18 protein-coding genes are annotated in these 20442 nt (G+C 56.2%); 11 read left to right on the plus strand and 7 right to left on the minus strand.

Annotation, left to right across the window (positions count from 1 at the left end; genetic code table 11):
• The first annotated feature begins 197 nt into the window (after positions 1-197).
• From AC5S26_RS03800 to AC5S26_RS03810, 3 genes are all read left to right on the plus strand, one after another.
• Positions 198-2282 (plus strand): NHL repeat-containing protein, encoded by a 2085-nt coding sequence (locus AC5S26_RS03800; protein ID WP_494183519.1) that lies wholly within the window; start codon positions 198-200, stop codon positions 2280-2282.
• Between the two features lie 92 nt (positions 2283-2374).
• Entirely contained in the window at positions 2375-3034 is a 660-nt protein-coding gene (locus AC5S26_RS03805) for a CatA-like O-acetyltransferase (protein WP_494183520.1), read from the plus strand.
• Positions 3035-3313: 279 nt separating this feature from the next.
• Positions 3314-3697 (plus strand): VOC family protein, encoded by a 384-nt coding sequence (locus tag AC5S26_RS03810; protein WP_494183521.1) that lies wholly within the window; start codon positions 3314-3316, stop codon positions 3695-3697.
• A gap of 219 nt (positions 3698-3916) precedes the next feature.
• On the opposite strand, the gene AC5S26_RS03815 is transcribed toward AC5S26_RS03810, so the two are convergent.
• Positions 3917-4774 carry a hypothetical protein gene (locus AC5S26_RS03815; protein ID WP_494183522.1) on the minus strand — a complete coding sequence of 286 codons (858 nt, stop codon included), beginning with the start codon at positions 4772-4774 and terminating at the stop codon, positions 3917-3919.
• 428 nt (positions 4775-5202) lie between these two features.
• Here AC5S26_RS03815 and AC5S26_RS03820 point away from each other — a divergent pair, with 428 nt between their 5' ends.
• A complete protein-coding gene (locus tag AC5S26_RS03820) occupies positions 5203-6087 on the plus strand; it encodes an aldo/keto reductase (protein WP_494183523.1) in 885 nt (294 codons plus the stop codon).
• Positions 6084-6497 (plus strand): nuclear transport factor 2 family protein, encoded by a 414-nt coding sequence (locus AC5S26_RS03825; protein WP_494183524.1) that lies wholly within the window; start codon positions 6084-6086, stop codon positions 6495-6497. The genes AC5S26_RS03820 and AC5S26_RS03825 overlap by 4 nt, the downstream gene beginning before the upstream one ends.
• A 184-nt stretch (positions 6498-6681) precedes the next feature.
• On the opposite strand, the gene AC5S26_RS03830 is transcribed toward AC5S26_RS03825, so the two are convergent.
• Complete coding sequence (locus AC5S26_RS03830; RefSeq protein ID WP_494183525.1) at positions 6682-7638, minus strand: methyltransferase; 957 nt, start codon at positions 7636-7638, stop codon at positions 6682-6684.
• 312 nt (positions 7639-7950) lie between these two features.
• Between AC5S26_RS03830 and AC5S26_RS03835 the strand changes: the two genes are divergently transcribed.
• Positions 7951-8841, plus strand: a complete 891-nt coding sequence (locus tag AC5S26_RS03835; protein WP_494183526.1) for an SMP-30/gluconolactonase/LRE family protein — start codon at positions 7951-7953, stop codon at positions 8839-8841.
• Between the two features lie 70 nt (positions 8842-8911).
• Here the strand turns inward: AC5S26_RS03835 and pdxR are convergent, their stop codons facing one another.
• Positions 8912-10369, minus strand: a complete 1458-nt coding sequence (gene pdxR / locus AC5S26_RS03840) for a MocR-like pyridoxine biosynthesis transcription factor PdxR (RefSeq protein ID WP_494183527.1) — start codon at positions 10367-10369, stop codon at positions 8912-8914.
• Between the two features lie 264 nt (positions 10370-10633).
• On the opposite strand from pdxR, the gene AC5S26_RS03845 reads away from it, so the two are divergent.
• The 3 genes from AC5S26_RS03845 (at position 10634) to AC5S26_RS03855 (ending at position 14460) form a co-directional block, all read left to right on the plus strand.
• Entirely contained in the window at positions 10634-11320 is a 687-nt protein-coding gene (locus AC5S26_RS03845) for a hypothetical protein (protein ID WP_494183528.1), read from the plus strand.
• Between the two features lie 156 nt (positions 11321-11476).
• Positions 11477-11848 (plus strand): PadR family transcriptional regulator, encoded by a 372-nt coding sequence (locus tag AC5S26_RS03850; RefSeq protein WP_494183529.1) that lies wholly within the window; start codon positions 11477-11479, stop codon positions 11846-11848.
• Positions 11849-11850: 2 nt separating this feature from the next.
• The gene (locus AC5S26_RS03855) at positions 11851-14460 is read left to right on the plus strand and encodes an ABC transporter permease (RefSeq protein WP_494183530.1); all 2610 of its coding nucleotides are present in this window, start codon (positions 11851-11853) and stop codon (positions 14458-14460) included.
• A gap of 88 nt (positions 14461-14548) precedes the next feature.
• Here AC5S26_RS03855 and AC5S26_RS03860 read toward each other — a convergent pair whose 3' ends face one another.
• Positions 14549-15691 carry an MFS transporter gene (locus tag AC5S26_RS03860; protein ID WP_494183531.1) on the minus strand — a complete coding sequence of 381 codons (1143 nt, stop codon included), beginning with the start codon at positions 15689-15691 and terminating at the stop codon, positions 14549-14551.
• Positions 15692-15885: 194 nt separating this feature from the next.
• Between AC5S26_RS03860 and AC5S26_RS03865 the strand changes: the two genes are divergently transcribed.
• Positions 15886-16329 carry a winged helix-turn-helix transcriptional regulator gene (locus tag AC5S26_RS03865; protein ID WP_494183532.1) on the plus strand — a complete coding sequence of 148 codons (444 nt, stop codon included), beginning with the start codon at positions 15886-15888 and terminating at the stop codon, positions 16327-16329.
• Between the two features lie 259 nt (positions 16330-16588).
• On the plus strand, positions 16589-17338 hold the full coding sequence (locus AC5S26_RS03870; RefSeq protein ID WP_494183533.1) for a YIP1 family protein: 750 nt from the start codon (positions 16589-16591) through the stop codon (positions 17336-17338).
• A gap of 2 nt (positions 17339-17340) precedes the next feature.
• Here the strand turns inward: AC5S26_RS03870 and AC5S26_RS03875 are convergent, their stop codons facing one another.
• From AC5S26_RS03875 to AC5S26_RS03885, 3 genes are all read right to left on the minus strand, one after another.
• A complete protein-coding gene (locus AC5S26_RS03875) occupies positions 17341-18837 on the minus strand; it encodes a sialate O-acetylesterase (RefSeq protein WP_494183534.1) in 1497 nt (498 codons plus the stop codon).
• Positions 18838-18936: 99 nt separating this feature from the next.
• Entirely contained in the window at positions 18937-20187 is a 1251-nt protein-coding gene (gene fabF / locus AC5S26_RS03880; protein WP_494183535.1) for a beta-ketoacyl-ACP synthase II, read from the minus strand.
• A gap of 2 nt (positions 20188-20189) precedes the next feature.
• A complete protein-coding gene (locus AC5S26_RS03885) occupies positions 20190-20432 on the minus strand; it encodes an acyl carrier protein (RefSeq protein WP_026387969.1) in 243 nt (80 codons plus the stop codon).
• Between the last annotated feature and the right edge of the window lie 10 nt (positions 20433-20442).

Below are 20442 nucleotides of genomic sequence, written 5' to 3' on the forward strand. Positions count from 1 at the left end.
TCCATGGTCCGACTCTGTGTAAACGCCGTCGTGCTTGACGGTTTTCGTTAGGAATTGGCTACGAAGGATTTACTGACCCGAAGGTTCTCAGAGAGTTCCTAGTATTTGCTGAAACGTGTGAGTGCATCTACGCACTCGTTGCAGAACTGCGCGCTTGTTAGGGCCGAGCAACTGAACAGCTAGAGAGGAGTAGCGCGATGAAAAAACTGATGGCAGCCCCTTGCAAGTATTCCAATCGCTTGCCCCGAAAAACCTTGCTTGTAGTCGCTGCGTTGATCAGCTTGGTGTTGACTGCCTCGGCCGGAGGATCAGGCTGGGATCGCGCCGTGACACTTCAAGGCAGCGTGGAGAGCGGCGATGACGGATTGGCAGGTTACAAGGTCTCGCTTTTCGCCAGTTTCGCCGATCACGGACCGTCCTGGTTGCTTCTGGGTTCAGATACCAGCAACAGCGCTGGAGAGTTCCGGATCCGTTACTGGTTACCGTCGGGGTTAGACAAAAAGGCGCTACTGTTCCTCCAGGCTGAGCGCGGCCCGGCGATGCTGGCAAGCGCAATCGGCGTAGCTTCCAACGCCCCCGGGAAGGTTGTCGTGAACGAGCGTACTACGGTTGCGACCGGGAACGCGTTTGCGCAGTTCGTTGACGGCCGGAAGATAACAGGCAATACCTATGGGGTGAGCAATGCGGTTCGCATGGCGGCCAATCTTGCCGACCCCGAGAGTGGTGCGGTTGGTGTTGTACTCGCCTCCTCTCCGAACGGCAGCGAGACCTCAACCCTTGCGACATTCCATTCGCTGAGCAATGTGGTGGCAAGTTGCGTAGCCGATTCTCATAATTGCGCAAAACTCTTCGAAGCTGCCACGCCGCCCCGCGGGCCGCGACCAAAAAACGTGCTCCAGGCAATCGCGAACATCGTGAAGAATCCGTCTTATCCCGGGTATTCCTCAAATGCGGATGATCCGGTGTTTTTGTTGTCGGAGGTAAATCCCGTTTACCAGCCTGCGCTAACGCACAGGCCGACGAATTGGCTGTTGTTCTTGAAAATAACTGGAGGTTTTTACAGCGCCCAGGACAGCAATAATCTGATGAACGGCCCGGGCAATTTCGCAATCGACGAGAAGGGCTTCGCGTGGGCGAACGACAATGCTGTGCCCCAGGCGCCAGGCAATATCGCCTGCGCAGGTTTGACGCTGATGAAGTTCTATCCCGGAGGAGAGAGCTTCCCCGGGTCGCCGTATACTGGCGGCGGCCTGAGCGGCGCTGGGTATGGCATTACGCTCGACCCTGATGGTCATGTCTGGGTTAGTAATTTTGGATTCCAGGATCCGCCTTGCGCGTTAGTACCTGACAAGGCGGCGCAACACAACAGCGTGTCAGAGTTTCGGCCGGACGGCAGTCCTGTTTCACCGCCCCAGGGGTACACGCAAGGCAATATCTCGTGGCCGCAAGGGACGGTCTCGGATCGCAAAGGGAACATCTGGGTCGCCAACTGCGGGAACGATTCGGTCACGATGATACCGAGAGGAGACCCTAATCGAGCATTCAACATTCCTCTGGGGCCACCGCCGGCCTCTGACGATCCGCAGATGAAACCGTTCGGGGCTGCCATTGATCTCTTTGGCAATCTCTGGGTCGCCAACAACCGCAGCAATACGATGTCGGTTATCTCACCGCGTGGCGAGCTGATCGACACGGTGCCGGGTATCTACGAAGGCAAAACAGTTCTCAGTCATCCGGTTGGGAACGCTGCAGACATCGAGGGGAACATTTGGGTGGCCAATTCCGATTGGCTCGATTCGCCTTGCCCGACCCGAACCCAACTTGGTGCTGCCACCAATCCTTCCATCACACTGTTCCGCGGCAAAAGCCGGCAAGCCTATCCTGGCTCGCCCTTCACCGGCGGGGGCCTTGTTCTCCCGTGGGGGATCGCAGTCGATGGAGACGATACGGTCTGGGTGTTCAACTTTGGTGCCGCCAAGGTCGGCACTCCCACTGATGTTGCGACAGGAATCAGCCGCTTCTGCGGCGTCACAATCCGCAATTGCCCGCCTGGCCTGCGTGTCGGAGATCCGATCTCGCCGGACACCGGTTACAGGAGCGACGCCTTGGAACGAATCACGGGCGCTGAGATAGATCCCTCGGGAAATATTTGGATCACGAACAACTGGAAGCGGGACGCTAATCCATTTCTGAACCCATTCGGTAATGCGATCGTGATTGCGATTGGGGCAGCCGGGCCATTGAAGACGCCGCTGATCGGGCCGCCAGTTCCATTCAAATGAGTTTGGCCAAGGCGATCTTCTGTTTCTCAGGACTTGGAATGGTCGGGCATGAGGCATCAGCCTGAGATGCCTCTTCGACTTAAAATACGAGCATGGACGAAAGTGTTGTCGGCGGCAGACAGAAGATCGACCTGGAGACGTGGGAGCGCCGGGCGAGCTTTGACTTCTTCAGGAGTTTTACCGAACCCTATCACGGTGTTTGCCTTCGCGTTGACTGCACGGCGACCTACACTTACGCCAAACAACATGGCCTCTCCGTTTTTTTGTCGCTGCTGCATCGCTCTCTTGTCGCTGCGCACCAGGTTGAGAACTTCAGGACACGCATTGTCGAAGGCAGTGTCTGGCGCTATGAACAGATTCATGGCGGCAGCGCTGTGGGACGAGCGAACGGCACCATTGGTTTCGGACATTATTGGTTCCGGCCAGGAATCGCGGACTTCGTTCGCGAGGCGTCCATAGAACTGGATCGAGTACGTCTCAGAGATGACATCGAGCGCCATCCGGAGGTCAACGTGATCCGTTATTCGGTTCTTCCCTGGTTCGACTTCACCTCCATCTCGCATGCGCGCGACTTCTCCCGTGAAGATTCCGCGCCACGCATCACCTTCGGCAAGATTACTGAGGCGGACGGACGCCGCACGATGCCAGTATCGATCCACGTGCACCATGCACTTGTCGACGGCCTGCATGTTGCACAGTTCGTCGAGGAGTTTCAACACTGCCTGGATGCTCCAGACTCCGAACCTGTATAGCGATTCACCGGTCGGCCGATGTTCCAAGGGCGCGAGCAAAATCCTGCGACCGAGGAAAATGGGGCAACATCAAATAGCTGCCGAAAAACGCAGAGCCGTATTGGTAAGCACGGCTCGCTGCGGATGCCAATCCGCAGTTCAGTCAACTCCTGCACCACAGTGGAGAAGGGACCCACGGCGATAGCGGCAGTGCTACGGTACTGCTGCCTGTCGCGTGGTGCGTTCGGATCTGAACCCCTGACGAGCCATGCGATGGAACTTTCTGTAATGGAGATCGCAATGGCAACGATAAATCACACCAATCTCACCACCTACGACGTTCCAGCACTAACGGAGTTCTTCCGCTCGATGTTTGGTTTTCAGCTTGTAGAGGAACGCGGCGATAAACTGTCGGTGCTGCGGAATGCCGAGGGCTTTCTGCTAACACTGATGTACGACAAGCACATGAGTCCGGAGCAGGGATATCCCGGAATGTTTCATGTCGGCTTTCTTCAGCCCACGCAGCATGCTGTGGACCTCATACACGATGACTTGAGCGCTCGAAACTATGTTGCGCCTAAACCTGCGAAGCTACAGCGCGGCGGACCACCAACATACGGCTTCTACTACAACGCCCCCGGCGGTGTAATGGTGGAAGTCAGCACGATGAACGATGCACATTGAGTGAGTCGCCCTGTTCTCGCCAATCACTTTGTATTTAACTGTGATTTGGAGAACATCCGATTCAAATCGGGCTAATGATTCTTACTGCACTCGTGTATACGCCAAGGGCCGGAGCCAGTCTCCGGCCCTTGGTTCAACGAACGCGATCCTTAACCGTCAGGCTCCATCTCCTTCTGTCCAAGATGCGGTTAGGAGTGCAATCTTCGCAACCAGTGCTGGTTATTGTGCTCCCCCTCCTCCTGCGGAAGAGATGCCAATCACCATCTGGGTGCCACCGTCCAATTGGATATCTGTCTTTGCGCCGAGCAGAATGCTGGAGGCGGTAGCCATTCTTGGGTCTTGTTGCCCCGGCGCATTGTTCGCCAGCAGCACGCCGGGAATCGACGTGGTTTGGATGTCTATTTTGCCGGTTTTGGCTACAACAGTTCCCGCTGCAGGACTGCCGTTTCCTGCGGGAGCTGCCCCGGGACCGCTGCTCGCGCCTTGCGGTGCGCTACTCGCCTGGCTGCTGCCATTCGCTCCGTTCGCTCCGTTCGCTCCGTTCGCACTGGAGTTCGCCGAGACGCCTGACGGAGAGCTCGTGGCTCCGCTCATGGCAGCAGACTCGCTGGTCGATGCCGCGCCCGTCGCCGGAGCAATCGATTGAATCTGCGAATGTACCGGGAGGTTCTGACCGCCCTTCAACTCAAGGTGGTCGAACTGAAGGACTACCTGGGAGTTTTCGGCTGACCCGCCCGGTTGTACGCCGAGAACACGCCCAACCAGTTTCGACCCTTTGGGGATCTCGGTGCCGTCGGCAGTCTTTGCTGACGTCTTGGTCCGGATCACTACGTTATCGCCAGTTTTGGCAGTCTTTGAGTCCAGCTTGCTGACAAGTTCGCCGTTGATTGGACTCATCCTCGCAGCAGGTGTTTCCGGACTTGCTGTCGCACTATTCTGCGGAGTCATCTCTGTGCTCGAGGGGTTCTGCTGAGTGGCGGGACTGTTTTGTTGGCTCGCTGGGGATGGTTGCTGTGCCAGGATGGGGAAGGTTACTAAAGCGAATAGGCTCGATACGAGCGCTGTGCTTGATTTCATTAAATCCTCCGTTTCCACAAGTCCGTCCCGTACGTCCGCGACACGGTCACGAGGTTCTCAGCCAAATGGCAAGTGTCGTGCCAAACCAGGTATCCACTCAGATTGTTCCAAGGGGTTGATTTAGAAGCGATTGGCCATTGGCAATGCAAGATGGGTGTAATTTTTCGAATTGGTAGGGTGCTGAATTCTTTCCATAGATCGAGCAGTTCCTACCCGGTCGAAGGCAGAGTAGGCGAGCAGGCAAAAACGGGTATACAGTTTGGGCATACCTTTGACGGTTTCGTCGGTATTTGTTCTTGGGCTGGGCATCCTAATTTTTAAAATCTGGGCGATGATGCAGCACGCAAAGATGTTGCGGAGGTGTAACCGTGGTTGACGCTTCTGATCTTCGAATGACGAGAGTACCGCTCAGCCACGGAGGCGGCCAAATGCCTGCACTCGGCTTTGGCACTCTAATTCCCGACCCAGTCGTGACGGTAACAGCGACGCGAGACGCACTGGAAGCCGGATTTCGGCACTTCGATTGTGCGGAACGATATCGGAACGAGCGCGAAGTAGGTGAGGCTTTGCAAGCGGGGCTTGCTGCTGGTGGGATCGCTCGCGAAGACATTTTTGTTACGACAAAGTTGTGGAACTCCAATCATCGGCCGGAGCGAGTCGAGCCAGCTTTCCAGGCGAGTCTGGACAGACTCAGGCTCAACTATCTGGATCTCTATCTCATTCACACCCCATTTGCATTTCAACCCGGGGATGATCAGGACCCGCGGGATCAAAACGGCAACGTTCTCTATGACCGCGGCGTGACTCTGCTCGACACCTGGAGGGCGATGGAGAGTCTTGTGGATCACGGTAAATGCCGGGCCATCGGATTGTCTGACATTACCCTGGATGGACTGATGCCCATCTACGAATCGGCGAGAATCAAGCCGGCCGTGGTCCAAGTGGAATCCCATCCCTATCTGCCGGAGACGGAGCTTTTGGAATTCTGCAAAGAGAAGGACATTGTGTTTTTGGCTTTTGCGCCATTGGGTCACGGAATGAGGCCAGGGCCACTCGAAGATCCCGTCATTGTGTCAATCGCTGCGCGGGTTGGGAAGACCCCGGCACAGGTGCTGTTGGCCTGGGCGATCCAGCGCGGCACAGCTTTGCTTACCACTCCCAGGACTGCTGCCCGCGCGAAGGAAAATTTCGAGATCTCCGCGCTTCCGCAAGACGCGGTTGACGAAATCAGTCGAATTCAGACCAGGCAGCGGCTCAATGAAGTGGTGAAGACCGGCGTTCCGGGTTTCATCCCACAAGGTAGCTCGACATGAAAACCGAAGAGCACCCAATGGAGTCGATGCAAGAGGAACAAATACGTGAAGCTCTGAATAGGCACTGGCACGCGTCGGCAATCGGCGATGCAGATGCGGAGCACGATATCTACGATGACGATGCCGTTTGTGACTATCCCCAGTCAGGCGAGCGAATCCTAGGGCGAAGCAATTTGCAGGCCTTGCGGAGCCATCATCCCGGCAAGCCATCCGGTTTCGACGTTAAGCGAATTGTCGGAAGAGGTGATCTCTGGGTTACGGAATACACGATCACTTACCAAGGGCGACCGGCATACACAGTGAGCATCATGGAGTTCCGCGACGGTAAGGTCGTGCACGAGACACAGTATTTCGCGGATCCCTTCGAAGCTCCGGCGTGGCGGAAGCAATGGGTTCAACAGACCACCTGATTTCACAGTGAGGACGAGGAAATTTGCCTGGCGGATAGCGACAGTTGACGCAAGGCAGCGCCGGTTTCTTTTCAACGAGTGCCAAATCGCCAATGCGTTCATTGACCCTGGAAGAGATCGCAGGACCGAAGCCACGTCCCCGACTTGCCTCGGCGCGCGAAAACTAATATGACGCGTGAGTGAATCAGCAGGGGCAGGCCTCAATCATTGAATGCCCAGCTCCAACAGGAATTTCCCGCACTGCGTCGAATCCGCAGCTGTTCAGCAGGCTTTCATATTCTGACAACCTTCTCTGTCTTCCTCCAAGCAGGTTGAGCATTACTACATCGAGTGTGGTTGTCCAACACGGCACGGGGGGATCTGGCATCATGGCCTCTACTAGAAGCAGCTTGGCTCCAACAGGCGCTACGCGGCGAATTGCCTGAAGAATTTCTCCGCCCTTCTGGTCGTCCCAGTCATGGATCACTTCCATGAGTACATAGGCGTCGGCCACCGGTAGCTCGTCTGCGAAGAAGTTACCACCACGCAGTTCGAGCCGATCACTCGCAATTCCTTCCGCCTCCGCGACTACATGGGGCTGGTCGAATAGTATGCCGCTCATGTGTGCCGATGACGCCAGGATGGCACTCAGAAGATGACCACGGCCGCCACCCACATCGACAATCCGGGAAAATTGTCCAAAATCATAGGCGGCTACTACTAGCGGAACGACCATCTGTGACTTAGCGACCATGGTTTGGTTGAACTTTCTGCTAGCGTCGGGATGTTGTTCCAAGTAATGCCAGAAGCCGTCTGGAGTGACTACGTCGCCCATGGGTCGTCCTGTTGCGATCGACTCATCGAGTCGCATGGCGGCCTGCAACAGGACGGTGATCCCAAACATTTGGGCAAATGACCTCATTGACGCGGGATGATCCGTTCGCAAAATTCTTGATAATTCCGTGTGACCAAAGCCTCCATCCACCCGTTGGAACACACCGTGGACGCAGAGCAAGCTGAGCATTCTGGCAAGCGCATCCGGGTCAGACCCAGTGACCTTTGCCAGTTCGAAACTGGAAACAGGGATATCCGAAATAAGGTCGGCGATTCCGAGTTCGGCGGCGATCTGTAAGCAGCGTGAGAGATAGTAACCGCCGCTCATAAGTTGAATCTGCGTAACCGGATCTAGGCTCGCCATGACGAGGACTATACACTTCGGATCCTGGAATCGCGGGCGGTTCTTTCCGTCATTCCGGATAGAGCCAGCGACTCCAGGTTTGCTGCGCACCCCGGAGATGACCATAGACGCATCCTCAGGGTTAGCGCTAAATCGCCAATGCGCTCATCGATGTCCTCGTTCGCCATTTCAAACTTATTGGTAAACACAAGCTGACTTGTCATCCGTATACTGGTCCCGGATACTGGACTGGGTCAAATCAATATACGGAAGATCGATTCTGAGGAGATTCAGACGATGTGTGTTTGGAATGCTCGCCGCCTCGCCACCTGCATTGCTCTAGCCATAGGCTTTGCGCAAGCCGCATCCGCGGCAGATATCCTGATCGCCGATGCGAAATCACAGCCGGAAAGCTTGACCGTGGCTCCGGGCGGCGTGCTGATCGTCGGCAGCGCCAGCTCGCCGTTCGTTTATAAAGTGCGTCCGGGTTCATCGACGGCTGAAAAATTTGTCGATGCCAGTGCTGAAGGCCCGGGAACGTTTTTCTTAGGCGTGCTGGCGGACGCCTCAAGCAATACATTGTGGACATGTGTGCTGACTCCGGTGCCGAACACCACTCCCGCGCAGCGACATACCGCTCTGAGAAGCTTCGACCTCTCTACCGGCGCGCCGAAGATCCGCTGGGAGCTGCCAGGGGACAACACAACGTGCAACGATTTTGCGATCGGACCGGATAAGGCGCTTTATATAACGGACACTGCAACCGGCAAAATCTATAAGTTGCCGGCCGGTGCCTCCACGGCGGAACTCTTTCTCGAACATCGGACGCTTATGGGCGTCGATGGCATCACCTTTCTGAATGGCACGATCTACGTGAACAACGTGATCTTCAACAAGCTCTACCGCATTCCGGTGGACGCTGCCGGCAAGGCAGGACCGCCGGTCGACATCTGGATGGATCAGCCGGTAAAGGGACCTGATGGCATGCGTGCGGCGAATGGCAAGCTCTTCGTCGCCGAAAATGGCAGCGGCAAGATTTCCGCCCTCACGGTCAATGGAGACAAGGCAAGCGTCACGGTGATTAAAGAGGGACTCAACACGCCAACCGGAGTTGAACCTGCTGGCGATACTCTTTGGATCGCCGAGCGTGGCGCCGGCAAGGCCGTGTCGATCCCGATGCCCAAATAGTTTGCTGAGGTCGTAGGTTTCTACTCTGGAGAGGGATCGCTAGACAAGCCGTGAGTAAACATAAGCCGAGTCAGCTCCACGCCGCAGAGAGCTGAATTAATGCTTGGCGGATTGCAGTCTCATTGTGGGCAGCAAAGCCAAGGAGCACCCCCTTAGGGTCGGGACGTTTCAAGGTGTATCTGTCGATACCGATGGCCTCGACCCCTCGAGCTGCCGCTGCCTTCTCTGCTTGCCGCGATGTCATCCCATTCTTGAGGAACCCGACAGTATAGAGTCCAGCCCTGACATTGGAGATTTCAAGCAAACCGCCTAGATACTTATTCCCGCCTTCAATCAATGCTTCGAGGCGGCTGGCGTACAGATCACGCATCCGTCGCAGATGACGAGCCAGATGCCCATCCACGATGAAATCGCAAAGCACCGCCTGATCGAAACTCGAATTGCGGAAATCAGTTTGATAACGGAAGGCTAAGAAATAGTCCACTAAGGACGGAGGCAAGACGATGTAGCCCAAACGTAAAGATGGGAACAACGTCTTGCTGAACGATCCGATGAGGATGACGTTTGAATTTTCGTCGAGGCTTTGCAAGGCGGGTATCGGCTGGCCTTCGAACCGGTATTCGCTGTCATAATCGTCTTCAATCACGAAAGCGCCGGCGCGCGATGCCCAATTGAGAACGGCCATCCGCCGTTCCAAAGACATCGTCACACCCAACGGAAACTGGTGACCCGGCGTTAGATATACACCCTTGGCATGCGGACAAAGTTTTTTGCCGGCTGAGACCGACAGTCCCTCTTCGTCCACTGGCACGGCAATGATCCTGGCGCCCGCGTTGCCAAAAGCGGTGCTCGCTCCAAAATATGCGGGATCTTCCATCCACACCGGATCGCGCCGCTTCACGAGAAGGCGTGCTAACAGATCGAGCGCCTGCTGTATTCCGGAAACGATCATGATCTGTTCCGAGCTACAACGCACTCCTCGTGAAGTGCGCAAATAATCTGCGATCACATTGCGCAATGGTTTATAACCGCGTCCATCGCCCGGTGTATCAAGCCACGACCTGAAATTCCGAGCGTGCTTTGCCGAAATACGTCCCCAAACCTCAGACGGGAATTCGGCAATGGCCGGATCTGCCGCGCGGAACGGACGACTCTCTTCTTTCCAAACCAGGTCGACGTAAGGCTTTGGTCGCACATATGCCGAGATGACACTGTGAATGTAGGCGGGAGGTGTCGAAGTCGTCTGCTGGTTAGGTTGAACTGGCACGACCCGATTGACCCAGGTACCAAATCCAACCTTGCTGGAGATGTATTCCTCGTCCAGCAGACGCTCGAAAACGCTGACCACCGTCCCGCGCGAAAGCCCATATTGGCGGGCGAAATCTCGCGAGGCTGGCAGCCTGGTGCCAGACCCAAGCCGGCCTTCGAGAATCGCGTTGCGCAGTTCTCCGTAAAGCCATTTTGTTAGCGTCTGATGCTGCGGCCGATTCTTGAGAGTGAACTCAAACGAGCTGATGGTTCGTGGCATGAGTTTCTGATTGGTCTAACGATATTAAGGCGAAATGGCTCTACCCACGTACCAATGCAGTTCATAGTATCAGCTCTGGAACTCGTTAAATCTGATCGTGCTTGTAACTGGAGTACTCCAATGAAGATGGACCAAATGAGAGCTGGAGTTTGGTTATACGGGTTGTCAACAATCGCAACGGGGATTGTAGATATTGTTTGGCGGGAATTCGAAGCCTCCCATCAACCGATAAAAGCGCTCAGCCAGCATATTCCTGGAGAGCAGGTGCTAGCGTGCGTCGCAGGTATTTGGCTGGTCGCTGCTGGTATCGCGATCCTGTGGCGACCGACCGCGCGGATCGGGGCCGCAGGATCGGCCATGATCTACCTTATCTTTGCTCTGTTCTGGGTGCCCCGGCTTTATGCGATGACTCATGTGTTGGGCTTTCGAATTGGTGTCATCGTTTTCGGCTTAGGCGGGGTCGCCGCACAGTTGCTTCTGGTCACCCCTGCTTCCATCGTTTACGCTGCGACAGCAACACCAGGTTCAATATGGCGCGAGAGAGCAGCGATCGCAGCCCGCTGGATGTTGGGACTGCCTCCCATAGCCTTCGGCTTAGGACACCTCATCAATCTCCACGCCTATGCACGTTTCGTCCCGAATTGGGCACCGTTTAGTTTGTTTTGGGTGGTGCTAACTGGCATCGCTTTCCTGCTTGCAGGCAGTGCAATTATTTCGGGAATTCGGGACGTGTTGGCCGCGAGGCTACTCGCGCTGATGCTCTTGTTGTTTGAGTTCATGGTAGAAGTGCCCCCAGTCTTCGCCCATCCACGCAGCCAGGGAGCATGGGGCGGAGCCGTATACAACCTCACCGCAATTGCAGCCTGCTGGACATTCGCGGAGTTTGTCGGTGGCCGGTTGGCAAATCGAAGAGAAGTGGATCTTGCTGAACATTTCGCCACCGCGGACTAAGTTGAGACTGGATGGATTTCAGAATCGCTTGTTTCGCTGATCAGCATTTCTGGAAATGTGCATTGCCCTCATATCGCCAAGGAAGAAATACATTTTGAGTCTGCACTTGCAGACTCAGGTTGACATCCGACCCAAGTAATGCCATTCTTGGGTCGGATGACAACCCAAAAGAATCCCGAAGACCGAATTGCCTTGTTGCAGGGGACGCTGGACCTGCTGATTCTGAAGACGCTTGTACTGGGACCTTGCCATGGCCAAGGCGTGGCGCGGTCGATACAGCGCCAATCGGAAGAGGTCTTTTTCGTCGACCATGGCTCGCTTTATCTGGCTTTGCAGAGGCTCGAAGAAAAGAAGTGGATCAGCGCAAAGTGGGGTGTGAGCGAGAACAATCGTAAGGCTCGGTTCTATTCGCTGACGCCAAAAGGCCGCGAGCAACTGGTGGAGAAGACGAGCGAGTGGGAGCGGCTGACGAAGGCGATGGGTTTGATTCTGAGCGGTAGCGCGGGATCGAGCGCCGAGGAGGTGTAGTCATGTTCAAGCGCACCCGGAGCACAGATGATTTTGCTGAGGAGATCAAGGCTCATCTTGAACTCGAGGCAGATGAGTTGAAGCGTGAAGGCTTGAGCGAAGCTGAGGCGCGCCGGAGGGCAAGGCTTGAATTCGGCAATGTAAGCGCGGCGCAAGAGCGCTTCTACCTGAAAAATCGTGTGGCATGGGTCGACAATCTTGTGCAGGACGCGAAGTTTGCGATTCGCCAGCTGGTGAAGAATCCAGGCTTCTCAGTGACTGCGATCCTTGTGCTTGCTCTTGGCATCGGTGCCTGCGTGGCCATCTTCGGCTTTGTGGACGCGGCTTTGCTCAAGCCGCTTCCTTATGCAAATCCCGGTCGGCTGATGTCGGTGAATGAAGGCAGCGTTGAATCTCCGCGCTGGCCGCTATCGTATCCGGATTATCTTGACTGGCAGCGGCTGAATCAATCTTTCACCTCGCTCGATATTTACGGTGGCAGGGGCTTTCTACTTCGCACTCCTGCGGGTTCGGAGCCGGTTCATGGCGAACGCGTTAGCGGCAGTTTTTTTCAGACCCTTGGTGTTCACCCCATACTTGGGCGCGATTTCTATCCTGAGGAGAATCGGCCCGGGGGACCGAACGTTGTCATCCTGAGTTATGGAGCATGGCTTAATCGCTTCGGCGCTCGGAACGATGTGATCGGCCAGACGGTTGACCTGGACAAAGGGGCATACACGGTTATTGGAGTTCTGCCCCGTGAGTTTTCCTTCGCTCCAAGCGGCAACGCGGAGTTCTGGGTTCCTCTCAACAACTTCAGCTTTCATGAGACGATGCGAACTTTCTATAACTTCTGGGGAGTAGGAAGGCTGCGTGACGGGGTCACGATACAGACCGCTCTGGCCGAAATGAAGGCAATCTCAGAGCAACTCAAGTGGCAATATGGCATGACAGGGCCCGAGCTGAGCGCGAGTGTCGTTCCTCTTTCCGAGATCATCATCGGCGAGGTGAGACCTATTCTGCTTACGCTGCTGGGCGGAGCCGGGCTATTGTTGCTGATCGCGTGCGTCAACGTGGGCAGCCTTGTGCTGGCCCGTTCGGAGAGCCGGAGGCGCGAGATTGCTGTGAGAGGCGCGCTGGGTGCCACGCGGGCTCGGTTGGTGTATCAGTTTGTTACTGAGGGACTCCTGCTCGCCGGATTCGGCAGCCTGGCAGGCGTGATTTTTGCCGGCATTGTCATGAAATTTCTTGCCCGACTGGTTCCCAAAGATATGGCGATGAACATGCCGTTTCTCGGGGGTGTCGGCCTGAACGCGCATACAGGCACATTTGCCGCAGCCATTGCACTGATGGTCTCGTTGCTGCTGGCGGTCACGCCGATACTGCAACTTGCGTTTCGAGAGATTCGTGATGGATTGTCAGACGGAGACCGTGGTGCCGCAGGCCGCCTGTGGCGCAGGCTGGGAACGAACCTGGTGATTGTTGAGTTAGCCGTCGCGGTAGTGCTGCTGGCTGGTGCAGGGTTGTTGGGAAAGAGCCTCTATCGTTTGCTGCACGTACCGTTGGGCTTTGATCCAAACCATCTTGCAACCGTGCAAGTAAAGGCTTCGGGAACAGTTTACAAAGATGACGAACAGACGTCAGGGCTCTACAGGGAGATTGTGCGTCGCGTCTCAAGTCTGCCGGGCGTAGAGTCGGTGGGCATGACCAGCATGCTTCCGGTGCAGTGTAACTGCGCCATCGACAGGATTCATTTCCCAGGAAGGCCGTACCATGGCGAGCATAACGACGTAGACGAGCGTCACGTGAGTGGTGAGTACTTGTCCACGCTCAAGGCCCGGTTGTTGCGCGGACGGTTTTTCACCGATGCTGATGATTCTTCCAGACCCGGAGTGACCGTCATCAATCAGACGCTGGCCCAAAAGTATTTTCCAGGCGAGAATCCCCTCGGCCAGAGGATCGCCAATGAAGAAGGGGGCCATCCCTCCACATGGGAGATTGTTGGCGTGGTCGATGACGTTCGGGAAGGACCGCTCGATGTCGAAACCTGGCCCGCGGAGTATTTCCCTATCAACCAGACGCGTGACCTATTTTTTAGTCTGGCGGTGCGTACGGGGCAGGACGCTGGAGGCGTGCTGCCGATGATCGTGAGCACGCTCCACCAGATCGACCCGGAGCTAAGCGTATCCGACGAAGCGACCATGAACGAGAAGATTGGCGAAACGCAGTCGGCGCTGCTGCACCGGTTTTCGGCGTGGTTAGTAGGCGGGTTCGCGGCGATGGCGCTGATCCTGGGTGTCGTTGGACTTTACGGAGTGATTGCCTACTCGGTGAACCAGCGGACGCGTGAGATCGGAGTACGCATGGCGCTAGGGGCTCAGCGCAACTCAGTGTATCGGCTCGTTATGCAGCAGGCGGGATGGCTCACTCTAGCGGGCCTGTTGATTGGGTTGGTCTGTTCGGTGGGAACTTCGATGTTAATTCGCAAGCTGCTGTTTGGAGTCGAGGCGTGGGACGGAATGACTCTGGGTGGGGTGGCTGTCTTGCTCGGGCTGGCATCGGCCGCAGCGAGTTTTCTGCCCGCGCGGCGCGCGGCATCTGTGAATCCGGTAGAAGCCTTGCGTGCTGAGTAGCTAATTTCCTGAAAACTGCCTGCATCAAACTGCGACAGTCCCCTTGTTCTTCATCGAGTGCATTGGCCTGATGTAGCAAGCCGGGAGATCAGGCTTCCTCTCTTCGACTAGTCAGGGTGAAGGCCCACACTCCTAAAGCTGCTGCACTGAAACCGGCCCCTAACACGCAAACCCCTGTCCAGTGAAACGCAGCGTACACCCAGGTAGAAACATAAGCGCCAAGGCCGCTGCCAAGAGAATAGAAAATCATGTAGGTAGCCACCAGGCGGCTTTTGGCTTCCGGGCGTAACGCAAAGATCATGCTCTGGTTGGTAACATGCACCGCCTGCACGGCAAAGTCGAGAAGGATAATTCCTATTCCCAGCATGACAAATTGCCGGTGAAGGCAGGCAATGAATATCCACGAGACGAGTAATAATCCCAGGCTGATGCCGGTCGTCCATTGTCCGAAGCCCTGATCGGCAAGACGCCCGGCACGTCCTGCGGCCACCGCTCCAGCCGCGCCCGCCAGGCCAAATAGACCGATTGCCGTTCGTGAAAGCAAGTGCGGCGGCTCGCTCAATGGAAGCACCAGCGAAGTCCACAATGTACTAAACGCGGCAAATAGCAATAGAGCGATGAATGCTCTTACGCGGAGAACTGGAAGCTCGAGATAAAGTTCGACGACAGAACGAAGCAGGTTTGGATAAGAGTCTCGTGCCGGAGGTTCGAGTTCCGGCAATACGCGAAATAGAGCGCAGGCTAAGAGGAGAGTGAACAGCGCGGAGATGAGATAGACAGATCGCCAACCAGCCAAGTCGCTCAGAATGCCGGACGACGTTCTCGCCAGCAATATGCCCAGAACGATGCCGCTGGTCACCGTGCCAATCGCGCGGCCGCGCTCTTCAGGAGGGGCTAAGCTGGCCGCAAAGGTGACCAGGATTTGCACGACCGCCGCGAAAAGACCAACAAAGAACATCGCGATGAGCAACGTGCTCCTAGAAGCAGCAAAGCCCACGATGATCAGTGCAATTGCAGAGAGCGTGAGCTGGCACAGGATGAGCCGTCTGCGGTCTAGAAGATCTCCAAGCGGAACGATGAAGAAGAGCCCTGATGCATAACCGATCTGAGTGAGCGTGATCACCGAACCAACCGACGCCTTGTTGAAACCAAACTCCAGTGCCAATGCTTCAAGAAGCGGTTGGGCACAGTAGATGTTCGCTACACTCAAACCGGCCGCAGTGGCAAACAACAGGAGAATCCGTTTCGAAAGCGGTGCCGTCTGGTGCTCCTCGATCAGAATCGGAGTAAAGGCCTCCGTGCTTTCTTCACATCGCATTGCGTCTCCCCTTTCTGGTTCTAAAATAGAACCAGTTGAATTCTACCTAAACCGGTTCGATAATCAAACCAGTTGTAAAAAGGACTTTTTCGAGATGGGAGGAAGCGATGAAACGACAAAAGAAATCAAAAGGGGAGAAGTGCCCGGTTGCAAGATCTCTTGCGATCGTTGGTGATCGCTGGTCTCTTCTCATTCTTCGCGATGCGTTCGATGGGATCCGTCGTTTCAGCGAATTCCAGAAGAACCTTAAGCTTTCTAAAAGCGTCCTGGCTTCCCGTCTTCAATCCCTTGTTGCGAATGGAATTCTTCGCGTGGAGCCCGGTGCCGATGGCAGTGCGTATCAGGAATACGGACTGACCGAAAAAGGATTCGGGTTGTTCCATGTGCTGGTGGGATTCAGGCAGTGGGGAGAGGATTTTCTCTTCGCACCGCGGGAAGAACATTCGATCCTGGTTGAACGTACCTCAGGCAAAGCAGTCCACTTGCTCGAACTTCGTTCTCAACACGGAACCCTCCTCAAACCGGAGGATGTTATTGTTCGCAAGGTCTGACCCGTCACTGGCCGTAAGCAGCCCACACATGTGGATCGGCGGTGCGTTCTTTAGAACTGAGAGCAAAGTGGCTGTTTAGCGGATTCTCACTGCTTTCTGAATCGTAAAAGGAAAAATATCGCGTTTGGATACCGTTCGAGAGAAAAAGAGCTTGTGGAAGCGAGTGAGAATCTTGTTTCTAGGTGTGATCCTGCAGGCTACAATCTGGCAACGAATCTTTCCGCAATTTGCTTAGCTGCAGCGACCAGGAGAGTGGCGTATGAACGATGCTGTTGTCGGGAGTGAGCAGGCAGGAACAGGACTGAGTGAAGTAGAACGTGTTGTCGATGTCTTTGTAGCGCCGTCGAAAACCTTCACCGATATTCTACGCAGTGCGAAGTGGTGGCTGCCGTTCGTGCTGACGCTGCTGATCACCTTCGGCACCACGGTCGTTGTTGACAAGCAGGTAGGCTTCGCGCGGGTTGCGGAGAATCAGATCCAGCAGAATCCAAAACAGGCTGAGGCCTTCAATAGCCTGACTGCGGAACAGAGAGCGGCGCGGCTGCAGAGCATGGCGAAGGGGTATCGATATTCCAGCTATGGGGCATTCATTTTTATCCTGGTCTTCGTCGCGATCGGCGCACTGTTGTATTGGGCCAGCTTCAACTTTGGCCTTGGCGCGCGCACTACGTACAGCCAGATGTTCGCGATCTGGATGTACGCTTCGCTGCCCAGGTTGATAGGCGGGCTGCTTGCAATCATTCTGCTGCTGGCTGGAGTGAACACCGACAGTTACAACATGCAGAACCCGGTGGGAACGAATCTTGCGTACTACATGCCTGACACCACTCCCTGGATGCGTACAATCCTGAGCTTCTTCGACGTGATCGGGCTATGGGTGGTTGTGCTCCTGGTGATCGGCACAGCAATCGTCGCAAAGGTTTCACGGGGTAAGGCGGCCATGGTTGTGCTTGGCTGGTGGCTCTTCGGGTTGATTGTGATGACCGGTATCGCCGTCTCCACAAGCTAACGTTATGGCACAGGGTACGAGGTAAAAGTGGACGCAGGCAGACCTGCTCCGTTGTAGAGATTTACAGCGGGGAAGCTCGGCCAGGCGTAGCGGACATAGCGTGGCTCCGGAACCGAGGGGCTGCTGGCAACAATTGTGTCCCCTTCGATTTTGGCCTTGGCTGCAACGAATTCGCCGTCGGCTCCTGCCACTTCGAAGCCCTCTGGCGCACCATGTGCGGTGAGGCCTTCGGCGTCGTAGAACCAGACATGCATTGCTCCGCCTTCAGGATAGGCCAAGCGGAAGAGTGGACCGGAGCTAGCGATGTGCTCTCCATAAACGATGTTGCGCGCCAGCAGGGATAGTCTTTCGCCGACCACCTCTTTGTTCGCGGGATGAATATTGTGCTCTTCGCCGGAGTCGATCGTGACGGCCATTCCGGTATTGGCCAGGGAGAGGGTGCGGCGCTGGGCATCGCGCAACAGTCCCCATTGGTCCTGCGGGCCACTGGTGTATGCGGAGATCTGCACGAAGAGGAATGGAAGATCGTCCTGATGCCACTGCCGACGCCAATCCTTGATGAGTGAAGTGAAGAGCCGGTTATAGAGCCCTGCGGTATCTGGTCCGGCATTGCTTTCGCCCTGGTACCAGATGACACCGTGAATGGGGAGGGGTATGAAGGGGGCGACCATGGAGTTGAAAAGCCCCGCGGGCTCCCACGAGGCGGGGTCGGGATGCCAGGGACGGGGAGGCCTGGGAGTTTTGCCTTCGAGCTTTGACTGTTTATCGAGCTGTTCCAGCCTGAGTTCAGAGCTCTCACGATCCATGCGGTTGGCCCGGGTGGAGAATACCGGCATCAAGGACGCATCGGAGGAGATGCCGTTGAGACTCATCCACGCCTCGGCCGGGGTTCCACCCCAGGTCGAGTCGATCAGGCCAATGGCGACATGTTGATGCTGCTGCAGGTCGCGAGCAAAGAAGTAGGCGGCGGCGGAGAAGGTGCGGGCGGTCTCTGGCGTGCAGGCCGACCATCCGGTTGCGCTCTTGACGTCCTCGAGGGGGTAGCTGGAGCTGTCGCGATCGGCATGCAACAGGCGAATCTTGGGATGATTCGCGGCGGCGATCTCCTTTTCGGAGTCTTTGATGACGGCTCCGGGGAAGCCTGCCAAGGGCATCTCCATGTTCGACTGGCCGGAGGCAAACCAAAGATCGCCGAGGAGGATGTCTTCGAGTTGCAGCGTATTGGAGGCTCGTACGGAAAGGGTGAATGGTCCACCGGAGGGCTGTGGAGGCAGATAGACGCTCCACCGTCCTGCCTTGTCGGCAGCAGTGGTGGAGGAGCTGTCGTGGAACGAGACGGCAACCTGCTCGCCTGGAGACGCGGTTCCCCATACGTGGATCGGCATATCGCGTTGCAGCACCATGTGGCTGGAAAAGATCTTCGGCAGGGCAACTTCGGCATGCGCAATCGCGAGTGAGCTCGTCGCCACGAGCAGGATGAGCAGGGATCGAGGTTTCATAGGTATCTCCAGACGCTACCTTTATATAGCGAGGAGACCGCTAATAGAAAAAAGGCACGGAATAAACCGTGCCTTTTAATTTGTAACTATTACTGTTATCTATTCGGTCCAGCGTCTGAAAACGAGCGATCCATTGGTGCCACCGAATCCAAAGGAGTTCGAAAGCGCATAATCGATCTTCGCCGGCAGAGGCTTGTTGGGAACGTAGTTCAGGCGGCACTCCGGATCGGCTTCTACCAGGTTCGTCGTCGGAGGCGCGATCTGCTGCTGCATGGCCATGATGGTGATGCCTGCCTCAAGCCCGCCCGCTCCGCCGAGCAGATGCCCGGTCATGGACTTGGTTGAGCTGACCAGCAGAGTACCGTTTTTGGCTCGGTCACCAAAGACATTCTCGATGGCCTTCGATTCCAGGGCATCCCCAAGGGGGGTCGAGGTGGCATGCGCGTTGACATAGTCAATTTGGTCCGGGGAGACGCCAGCGACCTTGAGAGCGTGGTTCATGGAGCGATAGCAGCCCTCGCCTTCCGGCGCCATGCCGGTCATATGAAAGGCGTCGGCGGAAAGGCCGTAGCCGATGATTTCGGCGAGAATCTTCGCTCCGCGCGCCTTTGCGAACTCTAGCTCCTCCAGGATCAGGATTCCCGCGCCTTCGCCAACGACGAAGCCGTCGCGATCTTTATCGAAGGGACGGCAGGCGTGCGTGGGATCGTCGTTGCGGGTGGAGAGCGCCTTCATGGCAGCGAATCCGCCAACTCCCATGGGCGTGATGGCGGCTTCGGTTCCACCGGCCAGCATGACATCGGCATCGCCGCGCTGGATGATGCGGAAGGCATCGCCGATGGAGTGCGCGCTTGTGGTGCAGGCGGTTGCGGTAGCCTCATTCGGCCCCCTGGCCTTGAAGCGGATGGAGACATGGCCTGCGGCTAGGTTGACGATGGAACCTGGAATGAAGAATGGCGAGATTTTGCGCGGACCGCCGGCGAGCATGGCCGAGTGCTCACGCTCGATCACATCGAAGCCTCCGATTCCGGAGCCGATGTGGACGCCGACGCGATCGGAGATCTCATCGGTAACCGTCAGGCCGGAGTGCTTCATTGCTTCGTCGGACGCAGCCAGGGCGAAGTGGATGAAGCGGCCCATCTTGCGGGCTTCTTTTCTCTCCACAAACTTGAGTGGGTCGAAGTCCTTCACCTCGGCGGCGAAGCGCACGGGGTGTCCGGTGAGATCGAAAGCTTTGATCTCACCCATTCCGCTTTTGCCGGCCATAAGGCCGTCCCAGACTTCAGGCGCGGTATTGCCGACCCCGCAGATCAGTCCGAGGCCGGTTACAACGACACGACGCTCAAGCATGATTACTTCGCCTTCTGATTCTTTTCGATGTAGTCGGTAGCATCTTTGACGGTCTTGATCTTCTCGGCATCTTCATCCGGGATCTGGATGTCGAAGGCCTCTTCGAACTGCATGACGAGCTCGACTACGTCGAGAGAGTCGGCGCCAAGGTCCTCCTGGAAGCTTGCTCCCGGGGTGACTTCGGCCTCGTCGACCTGAAGCTGCTCGACAATAATCTGTTTTACCTTTTCATCAACTGCTGCCATGTCGTTCTCC

The sequence above is a fragment of the Edaphobacter sp. FHG110511_03 genome, from assembly GCF_059115365.1.